The 19,749-nt window shown below is 72.8% G+C and carries 21 protein-coding genes; 15 read left to right on the top strand and 6 right to left on the bottom strand.

Translation table 11 applies throughout. The features are described 5' to 3' along the window. Position 1: 1 nt before the first annotated feature. The 11 genes from guaA (at position 2) to ACVUH9_RS17830 (ending at position 10,938) form a co-directional block, all read left to right on the top strand. On the top strand, positions 2–1,663 hold the full coding sequence (gene guaA, locus ACVUH9_RS17880; RefSeq protein WP_475759341.1) for a glutamine-hydrolyzing GMP synthase: 1,662 nt from the start codon (positions 2–4) through the stop codon (positions 1,661–1,663). A 17-nt stretch (positions 1,664–1,680) separates the two neighbouring features. After that, positions 1,681–2,190: a hypothetical protein gene (locus tag ACVUH9_RS17875; protein WP_475759339.1), complete on the top strand. Its 510-nt coding sequence runs from the start codon at positions 1,681–1,683 to the stop codon at positions 2,188–2,190. 69 nt (positions 2,191–2,259) lie between these two features. Further along, positions 2,260–2,697, top strand: a complete 438-nt coding sequence (gene rplM / locus ACVUH9_RS17870; protein WP_475759338.1) for a 50S ribosomal protein L13 — start codon at positions 2,260–2,262, stop codon at positions 2,695–2,697. Then, positions 2,694–3,488 (top strand): 30S ribosomal protein S9, encoded by a 795-nt coding sequence (gene rpsI, locus ACVUH9_RS17865; protein WP_475759336.1) that lies wholly within the window; start codon positions 2,694–2,696, stop codon positions 3,486–3,488. The genes rplM and rpsI overlap by 4 nt, the downstream gene beginning before the upstream one ends. 17 nt (positions 3,489–3,505) lie before the next feature. Then, complete coding sequence (gene glmM / locus ACVUH9_RS17860; protein WP_475759436.1) at positions 3,506–4,879, top strand: phosphoglucosamine mutase; 1,374 nt, start codon at positions 3,506–3,508, stop codon at positions 4,877–4,879. A 79-nt stretch (positions 4,880–4,958) separates the two neighbouring features. Then, positions 4,959–5,348 carry a holo-ACP synthase gene (locus ACVUH9_RS17855; protein WP_475759334.1) on the top strand — a complete coding sequence of 130 codons (390 nt, stop codon included), beginning with the start codon at positions 4,959–4,961 and terminating at the stop codon, positions 5,346–5,348. Then, positions 5,345–6,946 (top strand): NAD(P)H-hydrate dehydratase, encoded by a 1,602-nt coding sequence (locus tag ACVUH9_RS17850; RefSeq protein WP_475759332.1) that lies wholly within the window; start codon positions 5,345–5,347, stop codon positions 6,944–6,946. Before ACVUH9_RS17855 ends, ACVUH9_RS17850 begins: the two co-directional genes overlap by 4 nt. A 10-nt stretch (positions 6,947–6,956) precedes the next feature. After that, entirely contained in the window at positions 6,957–8,087 is a 1,131-nt protein-coding gene (gene alr, locus ACVUH9_RS17845; RefSeq protein ID WP_475759331.1) for an alanine racemase, read from the top strand. Between the two features lie 2 nt (positions 8,088–8,089). Continuing rightward, positions 8,090–9,427 (top strand): tRNA nucleotidyltransferase/poly(A) polymerase-related protein, encoded by a 1,338-nt coding sequence (locus tag ACVUH9_RS17840; RefSeq protein WP_475759329.1) that lies wholly within the window; start codon positions 8,090–8,092, stop codon positions 9,425–9,427. A gap of 93 nt (positions 9,428–9,520) precedes the next feature. Further along, positions 9,521–9,937, top strand: a complete 417-nt coding sequence (locus ACVUH9_RS17835) for an HIT family protein (protein WP_475759327.1) — start codon at positions 9,521–9,523, stop codon at positions 9,935–9,937. Between the two features lie 317 nt (positions 9,938–10,254). Then, on the top strand, positions 10,255–10,938 hold the full coding sequence (locus tag ACVUH9_RS17830) for a hypothetical protein (RefSeq protein WP_475759325.1): 684 nt from the start codon (positions 10,255–10,257) through the stop codon (positions 10,936–10,938). Between the two features lie 99 nt (positions 10,939–11,037). On the opposite strand, the gene ACVUH9_RS17825 is transcribed toward ACVUH9_RS17830, so the two are convergent. From ACVUH9_RS17825 to ACVUH9_RS17815, 3 genes are read right to left on the bottom strand one after another with little or no spacing between them, the layout of a single operon-like run. Next, entirely contained in the window at positions 11,038–11,616 is a 579-nt protein-coding gene (locus ACVUH9_RS17825; protein WP_475759323.1) for a hypothetical protein, read from the bottom strand. A gap of 39 nt (positions 11,617–11,655) precedes the next feature. Next, positions 11,656–11,925 carry a hypothetical protein gene (locus tag ACVUH9_RS17820; protein WP_475759321.1) on the bottom strand — a complete coding sequence of 90 codons (270 nt, stop codon included), beginning with the start codon at positions 11,923–11,925 and terminating at the stop codon, positions 11,656–11,658. Between the two features lie 36 nt (positions 11,926–11,961). Continuing rightward, positions 11,962–12,363 carry a helix-turn-helix transcriptional regulator gene (locus ACVUH9_RS17815; protein ID WP_475759319.1) on the bottom strand — a complete coding sequence of 134 codons (402 nt, stop codon included), beginning with the start codon at positions 12,361–12,363 and terminating at the stop codon, positions 11,962–11,964. A gap of 171 nt (positions 12,364–12,534) precedes the next feature. On the opposite strand from ACVUH9_RS17815, the gene ACVUH9_RS17810 reads away from it, so the two are divergent. Next, the gene (locus ACVUH9_RS17810) at positions 12,535–12,993 is read left to right on the top strand and encodes a CBS domain-containing protein (protein WP_475759318.1); all 459 of its coding nucleotides are present in this window, start codon (positions 12,535–12,537) and stop codon (positions 12,991–12,993) included. 194 nt (positions 12,994–13,187) lie between these two features. Here the strand turns inward: ACVUH9_RS17810 and ACVUH9_RS17805 are convergent, their stop codons facing one another. The 3 genes from ACVUH9_RS17805 to ACVUH9_RS17795 all read right to left on the bottom strand — a co-directional run bounded on the left by ACVUH9_RS17805 (position 13,188) and on the right by ACVUH9_RS17795 (position 15,943). Beyond that, the gene (locus ACVUH9_RS17805; RefSeq protein ID WP_475759316.1) at positions 13,188–13,349 is read right to left on the bottom strand and encodes a hypothetical protein; all 162 of its coding nucleotides are present in this window, start codon (positions 13,347–13,349) and stop codon (positions 13,188–13,190) included. A 468-nt stretch (positions 13,350–13,817) separates the two neighbouring features. After that, on the bottom strand, positions 13,818–14,798 hold the full coding sequence (trxB, locus tag ACVUH9_RS17800) for a thioredoxin-disulfide reductase (RefSeq protein WP_475759314.1): 981 nt from the start codon (positions 14,796–14,798) through the stop codon (positions 13,818–13,820). A gap of 209 nt (positions 14,799–15,007) precedes the next feature. Continuing rightward, positions 15,008–15,943, bottom strand: a complete 936-nt coding sequence (locus ACVUH9_RS17795; RefSeq protein ID WP_475759312.1) for a phosphatase PAP2 family protein — start codon at positions 15,941–15,943, stop codon at positions 15,008–15,010. 125 nt (positions 15,944–16,068) lie between these two features. Between ACVUH9_RS17795 and ACVUH9_RS17790 the strand changes: the two genes are divergently transcribed. The 3 genes from ACVUH9_RS17790 to ctaD all read left to right on the top strand — a co-directional run bounded on the left by ACVUH9_RS17790 (position 16,069) and on the right by ctaD (position 19,723). Further along, positions 16,069–16,890, top strand: coding sequence for an enoyl-CoA hydratase/isomerase family protein (locus ACVUH9_RS17790; protein ID WP_475759310.1), 822 nt, complete (start codon positions 16,069–16,071; stop codon positions 16,888–16,890). Positions 16,891–17,006: 116 nt separating this feature from the next. Next, the gene (coxB, locus tag ACVUH9_RS17785; protein WP_475759308.1) at positions 17,007–18,020 is read left to right on the top strand and encodes a cytochrome c oxidase subunit II; all 1,014 of its coding nucleotides are present in this window, start codon (positions 17,007–17,009) and stop codon (positions 18,018–18,020) included. A gap of 23 nt (positions 18,021–18,043) precedes the next feature. Next, entirely contained in the window at positions 18,044–19,723 is a 1,680-nt protein-coding gene (gene ctaD / locus ACVUH9_RS17780) for a cytochrome c oxidase subunit I (protein WP_475759306.1), read from the top strand. Positions 19,724–19,749 lie beyond the last annotated feature (26 nt).

Here is a 19,749-nt window from a genome sequence, read left to right as displayed (position 1 = left end):
CGTGACCGTGTCCCCCAAGCCCCCCGAGAACCCCCTGCCCGCGGGCACCGACGTCGACGAGGTCGTCGTCCTGGACTTCGGCGGGCAGTACAGCCAGCTGATCGCCCGCCGCGTCCGTGAGTGTGGTGTCTTCAGCGAGCTGCTGCCCCATCACGTGGGGGCGGAGGAGGTCCGCCGCCGCAAGCCGAAGGGGATCATCCTCTCGGGCGGGCCGTCGTCGGTCTACTCGCCGGACGCGCCGCCGCTCGATCCGGAGCTGCTGAAGCTCGGGGTCCCGGTCCTGGGCATCTGTTACGGCATGCAGCTGCTCGCCCGCGAGCTCGGTGGCCGCGTCGAGTCGGCCGAGGTCGGCGAGTACGGCCGTTCCCAGCTGACCGTCCACGAGCACGGCACGCTGCTGAAGGACCAGCCGGACGAGCAGCCGGCCTGGATGAGCCACCGCGACACCGTCTACACGCCGCCCGAGGGGGCCGTCGCGCTGGCCAGCTCGACCGCCTCCCCGGTGGCGGCCTTCGAGTCGGTCGAGCGGGGCGTCTACGGGATCCAGTACCACCCCGAGGTCGTCCACACGCCCTACGGGCAGCAGGTCCTCCAGACCTTCCTGCGGGACATCTGCCACTGCGACCTGAACTGGTCGGCGGCGAACATCGCCGAGGAGCAGATCCGCCTGATCCGCGAGCAGGTCGGCGACGGCAAGGTCATCTGCGGCCTCTCCGGCGGCGTCGACAGCTCGGTCGCCGCGCTCCTGGTCCACAAGGCGGTCGGCGACCAGCTGACCTGCGTCTACGTCGACCACGGCCTGATGCGCAAGAACGAGACGGAGCAGGTCGAGAAGACCTTCGGCGAGCACTTCCACGTGCCGCTCGTCGTCGTCGACGCGAAGGACCGCTTCCTCGAGCGCCTGAAGGGCGTCACCGAGCCCGAGGCCAAGCGCAAGGCGATCGGCGGCGAGTTCATCCGGATCTTCGAGGAGGAGGCGCTGAAGCTCGCGGTCGGGGCCGGGGCGGAGGCCGTCGAGGGCGCCGAGGTGAAGACGTTCGGCGAGGTCAGCGCCGCTGGCGGCGACACCGGGGCGAAGTTCCTCGTCCAGGGCACCCTCTACTCCGACGTCATCGAGTCCGGCGGCGGCACCGGCGCCGCCACGATCAAGAGTCACCACAACGTCGGCGGCCTGCCCGAGGACATGACCTTCGAGCTCGTCGAGCCGCTCCGCGCGCTCTTCAAGGACGAGGTCCGGGCGGTCGGGACCGAGATCGGCCTTCCCGAGCGGATGGTCTGGCGCCAGCCGTTCCCGGGGCCGGGCCTCGGCATCCGGATCGTCGGCGGCGAGGTCACCCAGGCCAAGCTCGACCTGCTCCGCGAGTGCGACGCGATCCTCCAGGAGGAGGTCCGCGCCGCCGGGCTCTACCGCGAGCTGTGGCAGAGCTTCTGCGTGCTCCCGGACGTCCGTACCGTCGGCGTCCAGGGTGACGAGCGGACCTACGGGTACGTGATCGCGATCCGCGCCGTCACCTCCGACGACGCGATGACCGCCGACTGGGCGCGGCTTCCGTACGACCTGCTCGATCGCGTCGCGACGCGGATGGTCGGCGAGGTCAGCGAAGTCAACCGGGTCGTGCTCGACATCACGAGCAAGCCCCCCGGCACGATCGAGTGGGAGTAGCCCGCGACTCCCGCGCCATGGCGCCCGCCGGACCGGCTCGCGGTCCGCGCGCCGTGGCCTATCTGCTCGGTGGCGTCGCGATCTGCGTCGCGGCCGCTGCCGACGCGCTCCCGCTCGCTCGCGTCCCGCTGGCGATCGCCGTCTGCCTGCTGGTCTGCGCAGCCGCCTGTGGGCGTGATGACGGCCCCTGGGGCGCCGTGATCGTGCTCACGCTGGTGGGGGCCGCCCTGCTGGTCGCCGAACGTGCCTGGGGCGGTCTGACGCCGACCCCGACGGTCGCGGCGGCCGCGGGCGGCTCGATCGGGCTGCTGCTGGTGCTGCTGCTCGACGTTCGTGGCGTCGCGGTCGGGATCGCCGCGACCGCCGCCGCGGTGACGGGGACCGTCGCCGTGCTCGCCGCACGCGATAACGTTCCGGCCCTTGGACGCCCGTTGAGCTGGGGTCTGATCGTGTTCCTGCTGGGGGCTGTGAACCTCCTGTTGTGGGCTCGTGACCGCGAGGTCGGGCTGACCGGACCGCGCAGATGACCTATCCTCAGCTACCATGGCTCGCCGCTGCGCGTCCATCCCTGCCCGCGCACGAACCTGAGATTGCCCGTGAAGACGTACGTCGCTAGTTCCGAGACCCGTGAGCGCTCCTGGTATGTGGTGGATGCCACCGGCCAGACCCTCGGTCGACTCGCCACCCAGATCTCCGAGCACCTGCGCGGCAAGCGCAAGCCGGAGTACACCCCGCACGTCGACACCGGCGACTTCGTGGTGGTGGTGAACGCCGAGAAGATCGACGTCACCGGCAAGAAGCGGACCGACAAGCTGTACCACCGCCATTCCGGCTTCCCCGGCGGCCTGTACACCCGGACCTTCGAGGAGCAGCTCGCGAAGCAGCCCGAGGAGATCATCCGCAAGGCCGTCAAGGGCATGATGCCCAAGAACCGCCTGGCCAAGAAGCAACTGACCAAGCTCAAGGTCTACGCCGGCCCCGAGCACCCGCACGTGGCCCAGCAGCCGCAGGCCCTGGAGATCAACGCCCGATGACTGACGACGTCACCCCCGACGAGACGCCCGAGTCCAGCGTGACTCCGGACGACGCCCAGCAGGCGGAGGCCCCCGAGGCCCCGCAGGCTGAGGAAGCTCCTGCCGAGGAGGCCGCGGCTCCGGCCGCCGACGAGTCGGCTCCGGTGGCCGAGGAGGCTGCTGCCGAGGAGGACATCGAGGACGATGCCTCCGACGAGCCGCGCGTGAAGCCGGCGATCCCGGGTGCCGACCTCGAGGTCGACATCGTGCTCGAGGGCAACGCCGCCCTCGGCTCGGAGAAGTCCGACGAGTTCGGCTACTACTTCGACGGCGACACGCCCGAGGGCGAGGCGAGCGAGGGCGGTGAGGGCGACGAGGCTTCGGCCGACGAGCCGATCACCGACGTCTCGATCGACCTGGTCGAAGGCGCCCGCTACACGGCGACCGGCAAGCGGAAGTCCGCGATCGCTCGCGTCATCCTGAAGCCGGGCACCGGGGCCTACACGGTCAACGGCAAGGACCTCGACACGTACTTCCCGCGTGAGGCACTGCGCCGGAACATCCGTCAGGCCCTCGAGGTCGTCGGATACCACGAGCAGATCGACGTCGTCGTGCGCATCCACGGCGGTGGCGTCAGCGCCCAAGCCGGCGCTCTGCGCCACGCGATCTCGCGTGCCCTGATCGTCGCGCAGCCGAACCTCCGTGGCGAGCTCAAGAAGCGTGGCTTCCTGACGCGTGACGCGCGTGTCAAGGAGCGCAAGAAGGCCGGCTTCAAGAAGGCGCGTAAGCGCCCGCAGTTCAGCAAGCGCTAGGCGGGGAAGGGATTTCCATCCCCCGCCCAAGCGGCCCGCGACTCTTCGGCACCGACGGTGTCCGAGGAGCCGCAGGCACGGTACTCACGGCCGAGCTCGCCCTGCGACTCGGCCGTGCCGCCGTTCTGGGGGGCATTGCCGCCCCGGACGGCGACAGCGCGGCGGTCGCCGAGGGTCGGCGGCCGCGGGTGCTGGTGGTCCGCGACACACGGGCCTCCGGTCCGATGCTCGAGGCGGCCTTCGCCGCCGGCGCGTCGGCCTCCGGGGCCGACGTCCACCTCGCGGGCGTGCTGCCGACCCCGGGCGCGGCCCTGCTGGTCAGCCGACTTGGCTTCGACCTGGCCGCAGTCATCTCCGCGTCGCACAACCCCTTCGCCGACAACGGCATCAAGCTCTTCGGTCCGGACGGGCGGAAGCTCGCCGACACGCTCGAGGAGCGGGTCGCGGCGCTGGTCGAGGAGCTGCCCGACGAACGCACCCGCCAGGCCGAGATCGGTCAGGTGGCGCCGCTGTTCGGCGCCGTCGAGGACCATCTGCGGGCGCTCGACGAGCGGTTCTCCGGGCTCGACCTCCGTGGTCGCCTGATCGCGCTGGACTGCGCCAACGGGGCGACCTCCGGCGTCGCGGCCGAGGCGTTCCGCCGTCGCGGGGCCGAGGTGCTCGTGATCGGGGACACCCCCGACGGCCGCAACATCAACGCCGGGGTCGGGTCGACCCACCCCGAGGCGGTCGCCGAGCTGGTCGTCGAGCGCGGGTACGAGATCGGCTTCGCCTTCGACGGCGACGGCGACCGGATGCTCGCCGTCGACCACGCGGGTCGCGCCTACGACGGCGACGAGCTGCTGGCGATCATGGCGCTGCACCTCCAGGACGAGGGCCGCCTGCTCGGGGGCGTCGCCGTCACGGTGATGTCCAACTACGGCTTCCACGCGGCGATGGAGGCGGCCGGGATCCCGGTCGCCACGACCCCGGTCGGCGACCGTCACGTGATGCAGGCGCTCGACGAGCGCGGCTGGAACCTCGGCGGCGAGCAGTCCGGTCACCTGATCGAGACGGGCTTCGTGCCGTCGGGCGACGGGATCGCCGCCGCGTTGCTGGTGCTCGAAGCGCTCGCCGGCCGGCGGTTGGCCGACGCGCAGATCATGCGGCGCCTGCCGCAGGTGCTGATCAACGTTCCGGTCGAGGATCGCGACGGGGCGATGGTCGACCCCGGGCTGACCGAGGCCGTCGCCGCTGCTGACGCGGCGCTCGAGGGTCGCGGGCGGGTGCTGGTGCGCGCCTCCGGCACGGAGCAGCTGGTGCGGGTGATGGCCGAGGCTCCGTCCGAGGCCGAGGCTCGCGAGGTCTGCGACGCGCTCGTCCTGCTCGTGCCCGGTCGGCGCGACGCCTAGCCCGCCCACGGGCGGGGCGCGGTCGAACGGGGAGTGAGGCCCCGGGCTCGGCTCCGGGGCCGCCGGTAGCATCGTGCCGATGCGCGAGGGAGTCGGGATCGACCTGCTGGACGTCGCCCGACTCGAGCGGGCGCTGGAGCGACGCCCCGGCCTCCGCGATCGACTCTTCACGCCCGCCGAGCAGGAGTCGAGCACGCGCAGCGCGCGGCCCGGTCGTCACCTCGCGGCGCGCTTCTGCGCCAAGGAGGCGGTGACGAAGGCCCTGCGGCTGGACGCGTTGCGACCGCTCGAGATCGAGGTCGTGGGCCGCGGCGGGCCGCCGTCGGTGCGGCTGACCGGGGCCGCTGCGGTCCGGGCCGACGAGCTCGGGGTGGCGGTGGTGATCTCGTTGACGCACGAGCGGCACACGGCTGCGGCGGTCGCCTGGGCGACGGCCGGTCCGGACTCGGCCGGGGGCGTCGCGCGGTGAGCCCCGACGCCCCGACCCCAGCCCTGCCGGGAGGCCTCGCCCCGCTGCTCGATGCGGAGGGGATGCGGGCGACCGACCGCTGGGCGATCGGGACGGTCGGGATCCCCGGCCCGGTGCTGATGGCGACGGCCGGCAGTGCGGTCGTCGACGCCGTCGTCTCGCTGGCCCCGGAAGGGATCGTCGTGGTGGTCTGCGGCGCCGGCAACAACGGCGGTGACGGCTACGTGGCCGCCCGCCAGCTGCGGGAGAGCGGGCGCGAGGTGCGGGTCCTGTCGACGGTGCCGGCCGAGCGCCTGCGCGGCGATGCGGCCGACGCCCGCGACCGGCTCGGTGGCCCGGTCGACGCCTGGGACCCTCGGGCGCTCGACGGGGTGGCGGTGATCGTCGACGCGATCCTGGGGACGGGCGCCACGGGCGCACCTCGCGGGGTCGCGGCCGATGCGATCGCGGCGATCGCCAGCGCGGCGAGGCCGGAGGATGGAGGCGCCGCCGTCCCGGTCGTCGCCTGTGACGTGCCCAGCGGCGTCGATGCGAGCACGGGGGAGGTGGCGGCGGAGGCGGTCCGCGCGACGGTCACCGTGACCTTCCACGCGGCCCCGCCGGGCGTCTGGATCGCCCCCGGCAAGATCTGCGCCGGACGGGTCGCGGTCGTCGACATCGGGATCCCGGCCGCCGCGGTGCGCGGGGCCGAGGTTCCCGCCCCGAGCGCGGGCCTGCTGACCGACGCGCTGCTGGGCGAGCTGCCGACCCGGGCGGTCGACGGGACCAAGTTCCGCTCCGGGCACGTGGTGGTCGTCGGCGGCTCGCCGGGGATGACCGGCGCCCCCTGCCTCGTCGCCCGCGGGGCGATGCGAGCGGGAGCGGGGTACGTCACGGTCGCCGTGCCCGAGACGATCGAGGCCTCGGTCGTCGCCCGGGCCCCGGTGGAGACGCTCGGGCTCGCGCTGCCAGCCGGCGAGGACGGTGGCGTCGACCGCGATGCCGCCGCCCCGATCATGGCCGCACTGGAGGCCCATGACGGCACGCTGGTGATCGGGCCGGGGCTCGGGAGGGGCCCGGCCCGCGACGGGCTCCTACGGGCCCTGGCGGCGTCTCATACGGGGCCGCTGGTGGTCGATGCCGACGGGTTGGCCGCGGTCGCCGGCGCGCCCGAGGCGCTCCGGGCCGTCGGGTCAGACCGGCCGACGGTCCTGACGCCGCACGCGGGCGAGCTGGCGCGACTGCTCGGGACGACCACGGCCGAGGTCGGCGCCCGTCGCCTGTTCCACGCCCGTGATGCCGCCGTGCGAGCGGACGCGGTGGTGGTGCTGAAGGGCGACGACACGCTGATCGTGGCCCCGGACGGACGGGTCGCGGTCAGTCCCGGTGGCGTCCCGGGGCTGGCGACGGCCGGCACCGGTGACGTGCTGGCCGGGATCGTCGGAGCCCTGCTCGCGCGGGGGACGGAGCCGTTCGTCGCCGCGGCGGCCGCGGTCTGGCTGCACCTGGAGGCCGGGCGCTTGGCGAGCGACGAGCACGGGCCGGACGGGATCGTGGCGGGCGACGTGGCGGCGGCGGTGGGGCGGGCGCGACGACGCTACGAGTTGCGCGCGCAGTAGCGTTCCGACCATGCGTGCTGTCGCCCGGATCAACGTCGCCGCGATCGAGCGCAACGTCGCCCGGCTAGAGGGCCTGCTCCGGCCGGGCACGGCGATCTGCGCGGTGGTCAAGGCCGACGGCTACGGCCACGGGGCGTTGACGGCCGCACGCGCGGCGCTCGGGGGTGGCGCGACCTGGATCGCGGTCGTGACCGCGAGCGAGGCGACGGAGCTGCGCCGCGGCGGGATCGACGCTCGCCTGCTGGTGCTCGGACCGCTGCGGGACGGCGACCTCGAGGAGGCGCTGGACGCGGGCGCCGAGGTCGTGGTCTGGGAGCCGGAGGGCGTGGCCGACCTGGAGCAGCTCGGCCGGCCCGCCGCGGTCCACGTCAAGCTCGACAGCGGGATGGGCCGGCTCGGCCAGCGGGATCCCGACCTGGCCCTCGCCCTCTGCGACCGGATCGCCGACGCCGCGCACCTCCGGCTCTCGGGCGTGATGACCCACTTCGCGACCGCCGACGAGCGCGACGACGACTTCTTCGACCTCCAGCTGGCCCGCTTCACGGCCTTCGTCGAACGGGTCCGGGCACGGCACCCGGCGATCGTCGCCCACGCGGCCAACAGCGCCGCGACGCTGCGGGACCCGGCGAGCCACTTCGACATGGTCCGGCCGGGGATCGCGCTCTACGGTCTCGACCCGTTCGGCCACGACCCGGACGACCACGGCCTCGAGCCGGCGCTGAGCTGGGAGAGCTGGCTGGCCTCGGTCAAGCCGTGCGAGCCGGGCGACAGCGTCGGCTACGGGCGGCGGTTCGTCGCCGATCGCGCGACCCGAATCGGCAACGTCCCGGTCGGCTACGCCGACGGCATCCACCGCGCGGTGGCCGGGACCGGCACCGAGATGCTGGTCGGGGGGCGGCGGGTGCCGCTGGTCGGAACGGTCTCGATGGACAGCGTCGGGGTCGACCTCGGCCCCGACGCCCGCGACCAGGTCGGTGCGGTGGTGACGCTGATCGGCCGCGACGGCGACGAGCGCGTGACCGCCGAGGAGCTGGCCCGGCGCCTGGGCACGATCAACTACGAGATCACCTGCGGGATCGGTGCGCGGGTGATCCGGATCCCGCACCGTGACGGCCAGCCGCTGAGCGCCGCCGGGGCCTGAGCGTGATCGATCGGGACCAGGCCGCCGGTCCTCCGGACGCCGACCCTGCCCGCGGGCCGGCCGACGTCGCCCTCGGACTGCTGCGCGCGGCGCTCGTCGACGGCCCTCCGGCGTGGATCGTCGGCGGAGCGGTCCGCGAGCGGCTGCGGGGGCGCCCCACCGACGATCTCGACGTGGCGATCGCCGGGGCGGACGAGGCGCGTCGCGTCGCCCGCGAGGTCGCCCGTGCCGGTCGGGGACACGCCTTCGCGCTCTCGGACGCGTTCGGGGCCTGGCGAGTGGCGGGACCGGACTCCGTCGCCGGCACGCCGTGGCAGCTCGACCTGACCCCGTTGCAGGGTCCGGACCTGGACGCCGACCTCCGCTGCCGCGACCTGACCGTCAACGCGCTCGCCGAGCCGGTCGCCGGGGGCCCCTTGGTCGACCGTTTCGGGGGTCGCGAGGACCTCGAGCGGGGCGTTCTGCGGATGGTGACGCCGGAGGCCTTCTCGGCGGACCCGGTGCGGGTGGTCCGACTGGCGCGGTTCGCCGCCGAGCTCGGGATGGTCCCTGAGCCGGCGACGGTCGCCGCGGCCCGGGCCGCAGCCCCGCGGCTCGTGGGGGTGCCCGGCGAGCGGCTGCTGCCGGAGCTGACCCGCACGCTGGCCTCGCCGGGGTGGGCGGAGGGCCTGTCCGTCGCCGACGCGACCGGTGTGCTCGTGGCCCTGCTGCCGGCCGCGACGACCGCCGAAGGTGCCCTGCGGCCACGGGTTCGGGAGCTGCTCGAGGCGGTCCTCGATCCAGCGGCGACGGTCCCCGAGGCAACGGCGGAGGACGCACTGATCCTGGCGGGCCGGCGGGACGACCCCGCGTCGCGGGCCGTGCTCGGGCTCGCCGCGCTGCTGGTGGCCGCCCCCGACCCGGCTGCGGCCCTCGACCCCCTGCGACCGAGTCGCCAGCTGCGGGCCGCGGTCGCCCGGGCGGCGCGCCTGCCCCGCCAGCTCACGGCGCTGGCGGGCGTCGCACCGACCGACCGGGTGCTGTTCGACGCCGTCCGGCCGCTCGGCGCCGACGGACCGGAGGCGATCCTGGTCGCCCGCGCGCACCTGGGGCCGGAGGGCGCGCCGTGGGCGGCACTGACCGCGAGGGCGGTCCGCTGGGCGGAGCGGCCTCCGAGCGCTCCGGTCCGTGGCGATGCGCTCGCCGAGGCGCTCGGCATCCGTCCGGGCCGGACGCTGGGCAAGCTGCTCGAGGAGCTGGCGATCGCGGCCGACACGGGCCGGATCAGCACCGCCGACGAGGCGATCGCGCTCGCCCGACGGCTCCAGGCCGAGGGCCCTGACGGCGTTCGCAGCGACTGACGGGCGGCGGCGCGCGGGCGTCGTCGCCGACGCCGGCCGCGTCGTCGCGCGCGGCGCGGGGCCCGGCGACCGGCGCCGGATAGGCTGCAGCCCATGGCCGAACGGGATCCGGACTGCATCTTCTGCAAGATCGTCGCCGGCGAGCTGCCGTCGCTGGTGGTCGCCGAGGACGAGCGCACGATCGCCTTCCTCGACGTCAATCCGGCGACGCCCGGCCACACGGTGATCGTGCCGCGGAACCACTCGCGGGATCTGCTGACAGTCGGCGCCGAGGATCTCGCCGCGTGCGGGGAGACCGCCCGCCGGGTCGCCGGCCAGCTCTCCGACCGGCTCGACGCGACCGGCGTCAACGTCCTCAACAACTGCGGCTCGGCGGCGTGGCAGACCGTCTTCCACTTCCACCTGCACGTGATCCCGCGCTACGCGGACGATCCGCTGCGGTTGCCGTGGATCCCGGCCCCGGGGGACCGGGACGAGGTCTCGCGCGTCCACGCCCGCCTGACGGCCTGAGCCGCAGGCCGGTTCGCCGCGCCCGGCGAGGCGGGGCGCCGCATCCGGGCGCGGACGTGCAGCACGCACCGCCGCGGACGAATCGGGGATGATCAGGGGCGCAGGCCACCCGCCCGTGACCGACGCTGAGCCGCGATCGCCAGGACGATCGCCGCGCCCCAGGAGCGCGCAGCAGGACGTCTCCGGCGCGGATCGGGCTGCCGGTCACCTGGTGCACCGGTCGTCCGGCCGGTAGGTGTAGCCGCAACTTTCACGGACCCGGAGGGTTTCGGACCACTATGAGCAGTCGTCGTCTTGTTGTTTCCCTGGGAATCGCGGTGGCCGCGTCGGCCCTGGCGCCCGCTTCCGTGCTCGGCGCCTCGCTGACCGAGATCGGCGAGGTCAAGGACGGGAAGCTCCCGCAGTGCCCGGACGCGTGCTCGGTGGTCACCCGGACCACCGCCCTGCCGACCTCGGTCGCCGGCAACCGCAACGTCTACACCGCGCCCGCCGCGGGCCGGATCGTCGCCTGGAGCATCACGCTCGGCGCGCCGGCGGAGAAGGACCGGGCCGCGCTCCAGAAGCAGCTGGGCCGGGCCCAGGCGCAGCTGGTCGTGCTGCGGCGCGGGAAGAGCGTCAACGCCGCGGCGGTGGCCGCCTCGACGGTCAAGCAGCTCGATCCGTACTTCGGGGGCGAGGTCACCTTCGCGCTGCCGCAGAGCTTCGCGGTGCGGAAGGGCGACGTGATCGGTCTCAGCGTGCCCTCGTGGGCCCCGATCCTCGTCCAGGGCTACGACGCGAAGACGTCGTGGCGCGCGAGCCGCCCGGCCGGCCGCTGCGGCGGCGCGACCGACGAGCGCAAGCGCGACTACTACGTCGACACGACGCTCTCGGCCGGCAAGAGCGGGACGTTCAACTGCCTCTACAAGGCCGAGCGGATGGCCTACACCGCCACCTTCGTGCCGGACCCGAAGCGTCGCACGGCGTCCACAGCCGCGGCGACGGCGCCGGCCGGGCGCTAGCCCCGACCGAGAGAACGCGGGGCGGGGGAGGCGACTCCCCGCGCCCCAGCAGCGTCTGCCCCGCGGCGTCTGCCGCGAGCGCCGCGAGCCGCTACCGGCTCAGCGACAGACGCCGGGGTTGGTCTGGCAGAACTCGTTGAACTCGTTCGGCGCGGCGCCGCCCGAGGAGTCGGGGCCGGTCGAGCCGGACCCCGTCGTCCCGGTGCCGGTGCCGGTGCCCGTGCCGGAGCCGGTCGACCCGGAGCCGGAGCCCGTGGAGCCGGACCCCGTCGTCCCGGTGCCCGTGCCGGTCCCGCCGCTCGACGAGGTGCCGCCGGAGCTGCCGGTCCCGGAGGACGTGCCACCGCCGGCGGAGGTGCCGCCGGAGCCGCTGGTGGTCCCGTCACCGGTGGAGGTGCCGCCGGACGAGCCGTTGGTGGTCGTGCCGTCCCCGCTGCTGGTCCCGGAGCCGTCCGCCGCCGGCGTGGGGCCGGTGGTCGTGGTCGTGCTGGTCGGGAGATCGCTGATCGTGCCCGCCTGGTCCCCGGCGCCGGCGTTCTCGCTGCCGCCGGTGGGCGGCATCAGGGCCGGTGTCCGGCTCGGCTGGACGTCGGTGAGGTCCCCGCCGCCGCATGCGGCCAGCCCCGTGGAGCCGGCGAGCAGGGCGATGACGGTGAGGATCTGGGGGAGGCGCCGCAAAGAGTGATCCGTCCGGGGACGTGATCCGCGTGTGCGGATCTAGGCGCCGATCGGGGCCATCCGACGGCCGCAGGTCGGGCAGTCGTTCAGGTCGCGCTGGGCCATCTGGTCACACGACGGGCAGTGCCGAAGGTTCTCCAGGGCCCAGGGAAGGTTCGACGGGCTGGGCGCGAGGGGCACGAGCTTGCCGACGACGTCGAGCGTTTCGCCCGTGTCGCTGTCCCGGTACGTGTGCCCGGGCTGGGCCTCGATGATGACCTCGCGGCCCGTGGAGGGCGCGCGGAAACGGTAGCGCTGACGGAGGGCCATGGTGAAAATCTACCTGCTCCCCCGGGGGGACGCCGCTCAGCGTGCGGCGACGGCCTGGTCGTTGGCCTCGCGGAGGTCGCGGAGGCGACCGATGTGACGGCCGATTCGGTACTGGGAGGGGGCGACGCCGTGGTGGCGGCGGAACGCCTTCGCGAACTGCGCGGGCTGGCGGTAGCCGACCTGGCGGGCGGTCTCGCGAACGGAGACGGGGCCGCTCGACAGCATCTGGGCGGCCTGTTCCATGCGGATCTCGGCCAGCGCGGTCCGGAAGCTCGTGCCACCGACGTCGTGGAACGCGCGTTGCAGCTGGCGGCACGAGCAGGAGACGCGGTCCGCGAGGTCCGCGACGGTGAGGTCGCTGGCGTACTCCTCCTCGAGGACGGAGACCGCCTCCTCGAAGAGGGCCGTTCGGATGCAGATGGTGTCGGGTCGCCGCATGTCGCAAGGGGTACGGGGATCGGGCACGACGGGATCACTTTCCGGCGGAGATCGACGAAGTTGGCGCGTTGCCACTCACTCTACGCCCCCGTCCGTCGGGCCCTTTGCGATACTTGTGCGGATGAGCACGAACAAGTGTGCCGTGTAGCACGAGCGAAGGGAGATGGAGCGATGCTGGTCCGAGATGCGATGAGTCCGCTGGCGGTGCAGGTCGGCGCCGGTCACAGCCTGCGTCAGGCGGCCCGGATGATGGCCGCCCGCAAGGTCGGGGCGGCGGTGGTGATCGATCCCGAGGGTGCGGGGCCGGGCATCATCACGGAGCGCGACGTGCTCCGGGCGTTCGCCGAGGACGAGGACATGGCGACCGCGCTCGTCGGCGAGCACGTGACGTCGTCGGTCGTCTACGCGGCCCCGGAGTGGTCGTTGGACGAGGCGGCAGCGGCGATGGTCGACGGCGGCTTCCGGCATCTGGTCGTGATGCGCGGCCCGAGCGTCGTCGGGGTGATCTCGGTCCGGGACATCGTTCGCGCGTGGGCCAGCGAGCGCGGGCTGCTCGCGACCAGTTGCTACGTCCCGGGGCGGGAGGTCGAGGATCCGGAGGCCGAGGAGGTGCGGATCGGCGGGGCCTGAGGAGCGCCGCTCGTCGGTGGCTGGCCTCGTGCGGTAGCGCAGGGGCCGGCCATCTGCCGAGCTGGTCGGCATGCGAGCGGTGGGGGCGAAGGCCTGCTCCGCGCAGGGGCCGGTCCGCCCGACTCGGTCGCGGCGGGGTGGTGCGCGGGGGAGAGCGGCCGTCTCGGCCGCTCGGGTGACGGGGTGCGGCGGGGCTAGTGCCCGCGCTGCTCGTCGCGCGCCCGGCGCTCGTCGCCGGGCTGCGCCTTGGGGGCCTCGTCGGCGGCGGCCTCACGGCGGATGGCGCGAAGGCTCTCGCGCAGTTCGCGCGGGTCGGCGGGGGTGACCTTCGGGAAGCTGTACGTGTGCTGATTCATGGGTCTACCTCATACGAACACCGGAGATGGCCAGAGGTTCCGCCGTTCTGTCGAACTCTTTTCGGACGATCGTTCGATCGACCCTGGCGAACCCATCTTGCCCAGCCCGGCGGACGTCCCGTGATGCGGAATGGACGAACGGACGATTAGTGCGTGGATGTGCCGTCGCGGTGACGAGACGGCGTTGCCGGAGCGGGAGCCCGCATCCTGGGTGCGGGGGCGTTCCGGGTCAGGCTCTGCCTGGTTGACTCGGCCTTCGCCGGCGGAGATCGCGTTCCTGCGCCGGGGCCGACGTTCGTCCGGGGCCAGCGCTCGTCCGGGGGGCCGAGCGTCCGCGCGGCGGCGTGCGGACGGGGCGAGGGGAGGCGCGGGGTGGGCGCTTGGCCTCGGCGATGCCTGGTCCACCGCAGCGGTGGACACGGCATCGCCGAGCCGTGGGGCAGGGGCCCGGACGGGCCCCGCCGTCGATCAGGCGGTGGTCGCGGCGCTCTCGGCGAGCGCGGGGACGTCGCGGAGGTAGCGCTCGGCGTCGAGCGCGGCCTTGCAGCCGGAGCCGGCGGCGGTGATCGCCTGGCGGTACGAGGAGTCGATCAGGTCGCCTGCGGCGAACACGCCCGGCCGGTTGGTGCTGGTCGTGACGCCGTCGACCCGCACGTAGCCCTCGTCGTCGACGTCGAGCTGATCGCGGACCAGCTCGCTCTGCGGATCGTGGCCGATCGCGATGAAGGCCCCGGTGATCTCGAGCGTCTCCTCGGCGCCCGTCTCGGCGTGCTCGAGCACGACCGTCTGGAGCGGCGTGAGGCCCTCGCCCGGCTTCGCCTCGAAGCGGGAGACGACGTACGGGGTCATGAAGCGGATGTTCTCGACGGCCTTGGCGCGGTCGAGCATGATCGCCGAGGCGCGGAACTCGTCGCGGCGGTTGACGATCGTGACCGAGCGGCCGAACTTGGCCAGGAAGATGGCCTCTTCCATCGCGCTGTCGCCGCCGCCGACGATCAGCGTGTCGTGGTCCTTGAAGAAGGCGGCGTCGCAGGTGGCGCAGTAGGAGACGCCGCGGCCGGAGAGCTCGTCCTCGCCCGGAACGCCGAGCTTGCGGTGCTCGGCGCCGGTTGCGACGATCACGGCACGGGTGCGGTACTCGGTGCTGTCGACCCAGACGCTGTGGAGGCCGCCGGGCTCGGTGGCGAGGTCGACCTTGGTCACCTGCTCCGTCTTGAGGCGGGCGCCGAAGCGCTCGGCCTGGTCGCGCAGGTCCTGCATCATGTCCGGCCCCATGATCCCCTTGGGGTAGCCGGGGAAGTTCTCGACGTCGGTCGTCTGCTGGAGCAGGCCGCCCCAGTTCCAGCCCTCGATCACGAGCGGCTCGAGCTCGGCGCGCGCGGTGTAGAGCGCCGCGGTGTAGCCCGCGGGGCCACTGCCGATGACGATGACGTTCTCGGGGTCGGGCATGTGTGCATCCTCGTAGATCGGCGGGACGGAGGGCAAGTCAGTTCGCCTTCCTTCCATTACTTTACAAAGTGAAGCGATAAACGTCGAGCCGTGCGGGGCCCCGCTCCGCCGGGAAGCGGGGGTGCGGCGGGGTCGGCAGCCGCAGCCGGGCGGGTCGCCCGCGGGTGGACGAACGGTGGACGTGCTCGCCGCGCCGCGGCGGAACTCGTCTAGGAGCGGCGGGCGTAGGCCGCGAAGCGACCGATCGCGTCCGCGGCGCGACGGACGGGACCGGCGGCTCGCGGTGTGGCCCGCCGCACGCCCTCGGCCAGCGCTCCGCCGGCGACGAGGTCGGTCACGTAGTGCTCGCCGAGGTAGACGAGCGCGAAGCCGAGCGTCGCGGCGTAGGTCCAGCCGACGGCGCCGGCGATCGGGCCGGTGTCGCGGAGGACCTGTGCGGCGGCGACCGAGGTGCCGAAGTGGAGCGACGGCATCGCGGCGAGCGGGTTGCCCCCGAGGGCGTCGTAGATCTGGGGCCAGCGGGTGCCCCACAGCTGCTCGCCGTACTCGCGCATGATCCGACGGAGCGGCTCGCCGTCGCCGACGTCGATCCGTCCGGCCTCGGCCGCGAACCACGGCGGGGCCGTCGGCACGGCCCAGTAGACGACGGCACCGAGATCGAAGGTCGCGTAGATCCGCGCGGCGGCACGCGGGAACTGCTCGGGGTAGAAGGCGAGGACGTAGGCCGCGGCGGTGTGGGGGACGGCGAACCAGACCCAGTGGCTCCAGCTGAGGATCTTCTCCCACCACTGGAAGTCGCCGGGCCGGTGGAGCGCGCGCTGGAGGCGGACGGTCGGGATCCGGCCGAGGCCGATCACGGTGTCGCTGCGGACCGGGTAGTCGATCCGCACGCGGCTGCGCTGCTTGTCCGGATCGTCGGCCGGCAGCTCGTAGGCCGCGAAGTACGCCCACATCTGGAGGCAGGTGACGGCGACGTCACGCGTGCGGGTACGGGGGACGGCCACCGTCAGGGCCACTGGGGCCAGGGCGGCAGCCGACAGCACCGTCGAGGGCCGGAGGCGCAGGCGGCGCCGTACCAGCGGCGTTGCCGCCCCAAGCGCGACCGCCGTCCAGGCGGCCGCGCGAATCGCTTTCCCGGACGACACGAGGCCGGGAGCTTAGCGACCGGTGGCCGCCGCCCGGAGCTTGGCGCGATGCCGCTCGTCCTGGCCGGTCCTCCGGGCCCTGCCCAGGTCCTGACCGACCAGCCAGGATCTGCGATGCTCCGCGCATGAGCGAGTTCGAGACGGTAGAGGCCTACGAGACGGTCAACCTGCTCCGCGACGGACCAGCCGCGGTGATCGAGATGGATCGGCCCCAGGTGCTCAACGCGTGGAACGCGCAGATGGGGGCAGACCTGCTCGCGGCGCTCCAGGCCTGTGCCGCCGACGACGTCCGCGCGGTCCTGGTGACCGGGGCCGGGCGAGCCTTCTCCGCCGGCGCCGACCTCGGCTCGATGGGGAGCGATCCGACCCCGTTGACCTCCGAGGGGCGCCCCGACCTCGAGCAGATCCTCCAGAGCCGGTACCACCCGATCATGCGCCAGGTCCGTCGCCTCGACAAGCCGGTGCTCGCGGGCGTCGACGGGGCGGCGGCCGGGATCGGCATGTCCTTCGCGCTCGCGTGTGATCTGGTCACGGTCAGCGAGCGGGCCGTCCTCAACCACGCGTTCACCAAGATCGGCCTGGGGCCGGACGGCGGCGCGTCGCTCTTCCTCGTCGCCCGGGTCGGTTGGACGCGCGCGGCCGAGATCATGTTCGAGGGCCGCCGCGTGCCCGCCGAGGAGGCCCGCGAGATCGGCCTGGTCAACCGCGTGGAGGCCACCGACGGCTTCCGTTCGGCGGTCGAGGAGCAGGTTCGGGCGCTCGCCTCGGGGCCGACCGCGGCGTACGCGGCGATCAAGCGGACGCTGAACGCGCAGGTCGCCCGTCACCTCGAGGAGCTGCTCGCGCTGGAGGCCCAGGAGCAGCGTCACTTGGGTGGTACCGATGACTTTGCCGGAGCCGCTCTGGCCTTCCTGGCGAAGCAAGAGCCGACGTACGTCGGCCACTGACCGTCCGAATGTCCTCCGCCGGAGGTCCCGAGAACCGCCTTTCCAAGGCGATCTTCGGGGTTCGAGGTGGGGGGTGGTTCCCCTCCGCCCAGTCCGTCACTAGAATCGACCCCGCTTTGCGACGCTCGAACCGGATCCCTCAACTTTCCCGGGCCGTCCTGTTGACGTTCCCGCTGGCGCTGGCCCTTGTGACCGCGCTGGCGCTCGTCTTCGCCGGACCAGCCCATGCCTCCTTCTGGGCGCCGCAGAGCGGCGGTTCCCCGAATGCAGACCGCATCCACACCCTCTACGCGATCGTGTTCGCCGTCGGCGCGGTGATCTTCGTCGTGGTCGAGGGTGCCCTCTTCTACGCGATGTGGAAGTTCCGCGCCACCCGGCCCAACGCGGTCGCCGAGCAGCTGCACGGCCACACGCGGCTGGAGATCGGCTGGACGGCCGGCGCCGCGGTGATCGTGCTGGTCCTGGGCATCGTGACCTTCGCGATGCTGCCCGGCATCCGCAACCCGGACAACTCCGATGCGGCCGGTTGGCAGATCCCCGCCTCCTTCCAGACGGCGAAGGACTCGAAGCTGCTGCCGCCCAACGGCAAGTCCTTGAACATCGACGTCAACGGCCAGCAGTACGCCTGGCGGTTCGTCTACCCGGACGGCGACGCCGACCGCTCCAACAACGTCACGGCCTACGAGGAGATGGTGGTCCCGACCGGGACGACCGTCACCCTCGACGTCCGCTCGTCGGACGTCGGGCACGCCTGGTGGATCCCGCAGCTCGGCGGCAAGGTCGACGCGCTGCCCGGCTACACGAACCACACGTGGTTCAAGGTGCCGCTGGGCAAGGAAGGCGTGTACACCGGACAGTGCGCCGAGCTCTGCGGCCGGAACCACGCGAACATGACCGCTCGGGTCCGCGCGATCTCGCCGGCCGACTTCGACGTCTGGCTCAAGCGCCAGCAGGCGGCCCTGCTCGCCGCCGGCGAGGGCGTCGTGAAGTTCCGCGAGGAGCAGCGCGCCGACGACGAGCGCGCCGCCCAGGCCGACGCCGCCGAAGCCGCGGAGGCCGCGCCGAACACGCCGGCCCCGACCACCACCCCGTCCGACGCCGCGTCGCCCGCCGACGCGTCGCAGCACTAGCCCTCCGTTTCCGAGGAATCACGATGGCCACCGTCACTGCCACGCCGATCCCACAGGTCGTCGCTCACTCGGTCGAGAAGCCGACGCGCGGCTGGGTCGACTGGGTCACCACCACCGATCACAAGAAGATCGGGATCATGTACCTGGTCCTCACCTTCGCCTTCTTTGGCGTCGGCGGGGTCGAGGCGCTGCTGATCCGCCTGCAGCTCGCGGTCCCGGACAACACGCTCCTGGACTTCAAGACGTACAACCAGCTGATCACGATGCACGGCACCACCATGGTGTTCCTGTTCGTGGTGCCCGTGATGGCGGGCTTCGGCAACTACTTCGTGCCGCTGATGATCGGCGCACGAGACATGGCCTTCCCGAAGCTGAACGCGCTGTCGTTCTGGCTGCTCGCTGCGGGTGGCCTGGTCTTCTACGCCTCGGTCTTCTTCAACCCGCCCGAGTGCGGTTGGACCTGTTACGTCCCGCTGGCGTCGAAGGACTACCTGCCCAACGGCGGCGTCGACGCCTGGATCTTCCTGGTCCACCTGACGGGCATCGGCTCGCTGGTCGGCTCGGTCAACTTCTACGTCACGATCGCGAACCTGCGGGCGCCGGGCATGACCTGGAGTCGCCTGCCGCTGTTCTGCTGGACGATCCTGACCTACTCGGTCCTGCTGATCCTGGCCCTGCCGGCGATCGCCGCCGCGGTCACGCTGCTGCTGACGGACCGGCACTTCGGGACGAACTTCTACAACCCGGCCGCGGGCGGTTCGCCGCTGCTGTGGCAGCACCTCTTCTGGTTCTTCGGGCATCCCGAGGTCTACATCATGGTGCTGCCCGGGTTCGGCATCATCTCCGAGGTCCTGCCGGTCTTCGCCCGGAAGCCGATCTTCGGCTACAAGGCGATCGCGGCCTCGACCCTCACCATCGCCTTCCTCGGCCTGATGGTGTGGGCGCACCACATGTTCACCACGCCGAGCCCGAGCGTCGTGCTCGTGTTCTTCATGGTCAGCTCGATGCTGATCTCGATCCCGACCGGGATCAAGATCTTCAGCTGGATCGGCACGCTCTGGCGGGGGACGATCATCTTCGCCACGCCGCTGCTGTTCGCGGTCGGCTTCCTCGGCACGTTCCTGATCGGTGGCATCACCGGCGTCTTCCTGGCGATCTACCCGGTCGACTGGCAGCTGCACGACACGTACTTCGTGGTCGCGCACTTCCACTACGTGCTGATGGGCGGCGCGGTCTTCGCGGTCTTCTCGGGCCTCTACTTCTGGTACCCGAAGATGACCGGCCGGATGATGAACGAGAAGCTCGGCAAGTGGAGCTTCTGGACGATGCTGGTCGGCTTCCACACGACCTTCCTGATCCAGCACTCGATCGGTCTCGACGGCATGCCGCGACGGATCTCCGAGTACGCGGACGTCGGAAACCTGGCGATCTACAACCTGATCTCCACGATCGGTGCGTTCATCCTCGGTGCCGGCATCCTGATGACGGCGATCAACGCCCTGCGCAGCCTCAAGCACGGCGCGGTCTCCGGTCCGGATCCGTGGAAGGGCAACACGCTCGAGTGGTTCACCCAGTCGCCGCCGCCGCAGAACAACTTCGACTCGGTCCCGCGCGTGCGCTCGGTCGAGCCGATGAAGGACATCCGCGCCGAGATCGAGCGCCGCGAGGCGGAACAGGCAGTCGGAGCAGGGCAGCCCGCGTGAGCTGGCGGGCCCCCCGAAATCGGAGA

Source organism: Patulibacter ginsengiterrae (genome assembly GCF_056269115.1).
This window is presented reverse-complemented; position numbering and strand designations above follow the sequence as displayed.

Coding starts and splice junctions, on each gene's coding strand:
- ACVUH9_RS17875 (WP_475759339.1), top strand. CDS start 1,681: ATGGCGCCCGCCGGACCGGCTCGCGGTCCGCGCGCCGTGGCCTATCTG.
- rpsI (WP_475759336.1), top strand. CDS start 2,694: ATGACTGACGACGTCACCCCCGACGAGACGCCCGAGTCCAGCGTGACT.
- ACVUH9_RS17855 (WP_475759334.1), top strand. CDS start 4,959: ATGCGCGAGGGAGTCGGGATCGACCTGCTGGACGTCGCCCGACTCGAG.
- alr (WP_475759331.1), top strand. CDS start 6,957: ATGCGTGCTGTCGCCCGGATCAACGTCGCCGCGATCGAGCGCAACGTC.
- ACVUH9_RS17835 (WP_475759327.1), top strand. CDS start 9,521: ATGGCCGAACGGGATCCGGACTGCATCTTCTGCAAGATCGTCGCCGGC.
- ACVUH9_RS17820 (WP_475759321.1), bottom strand. CDS start 11,925: ATGGCCCTCCGTCAGCGCTACCGTTTCCGCGCGCCCTCCACGGGCCGC.
- ACVUH9_RS17815 (WP_475759319.1), bottom strand. CDS start 12,363: ATGCGGCGACCCGACACCATCTGCATCCGAACGGCCCTCTTCGAGGAG.
- ACVUH9_RS17810 (WP_475759318.1), top strand. CDS start 12,535: ATGCTGGTCCGAGATGCGATGAGTCCGCTGGCGGTGCAGGTCGGCGCC.
- ACVUH9_RS17805 (WP_475759316.1), bottom strand. CDS start 13,349: ATGAATCAGCACACGTACAGCTTCCCGAAGGTCACCCCCGCCGACCCG.
- trxB (WP_475759314.1), bottom strand. CDS start 14,798: ATGCCCGACCCCGAGAACGTCATCGTCATCGGCAGTGGCCCCGCGGGC.
- ACVUH9_RS17790 (WP_475759310.1), top strand. CDS start 16,069: ATGAGCGAGTTCGAGACGGTAGAGGCCTACGAGACGGTCAACCTGCTC.
- ctaD (WP_475759306.1), top strand. CDS start 18,044: ATGGCCACCGTCACTGCCACGCCGATCCCACAGGTCGTCGCTCACTCG.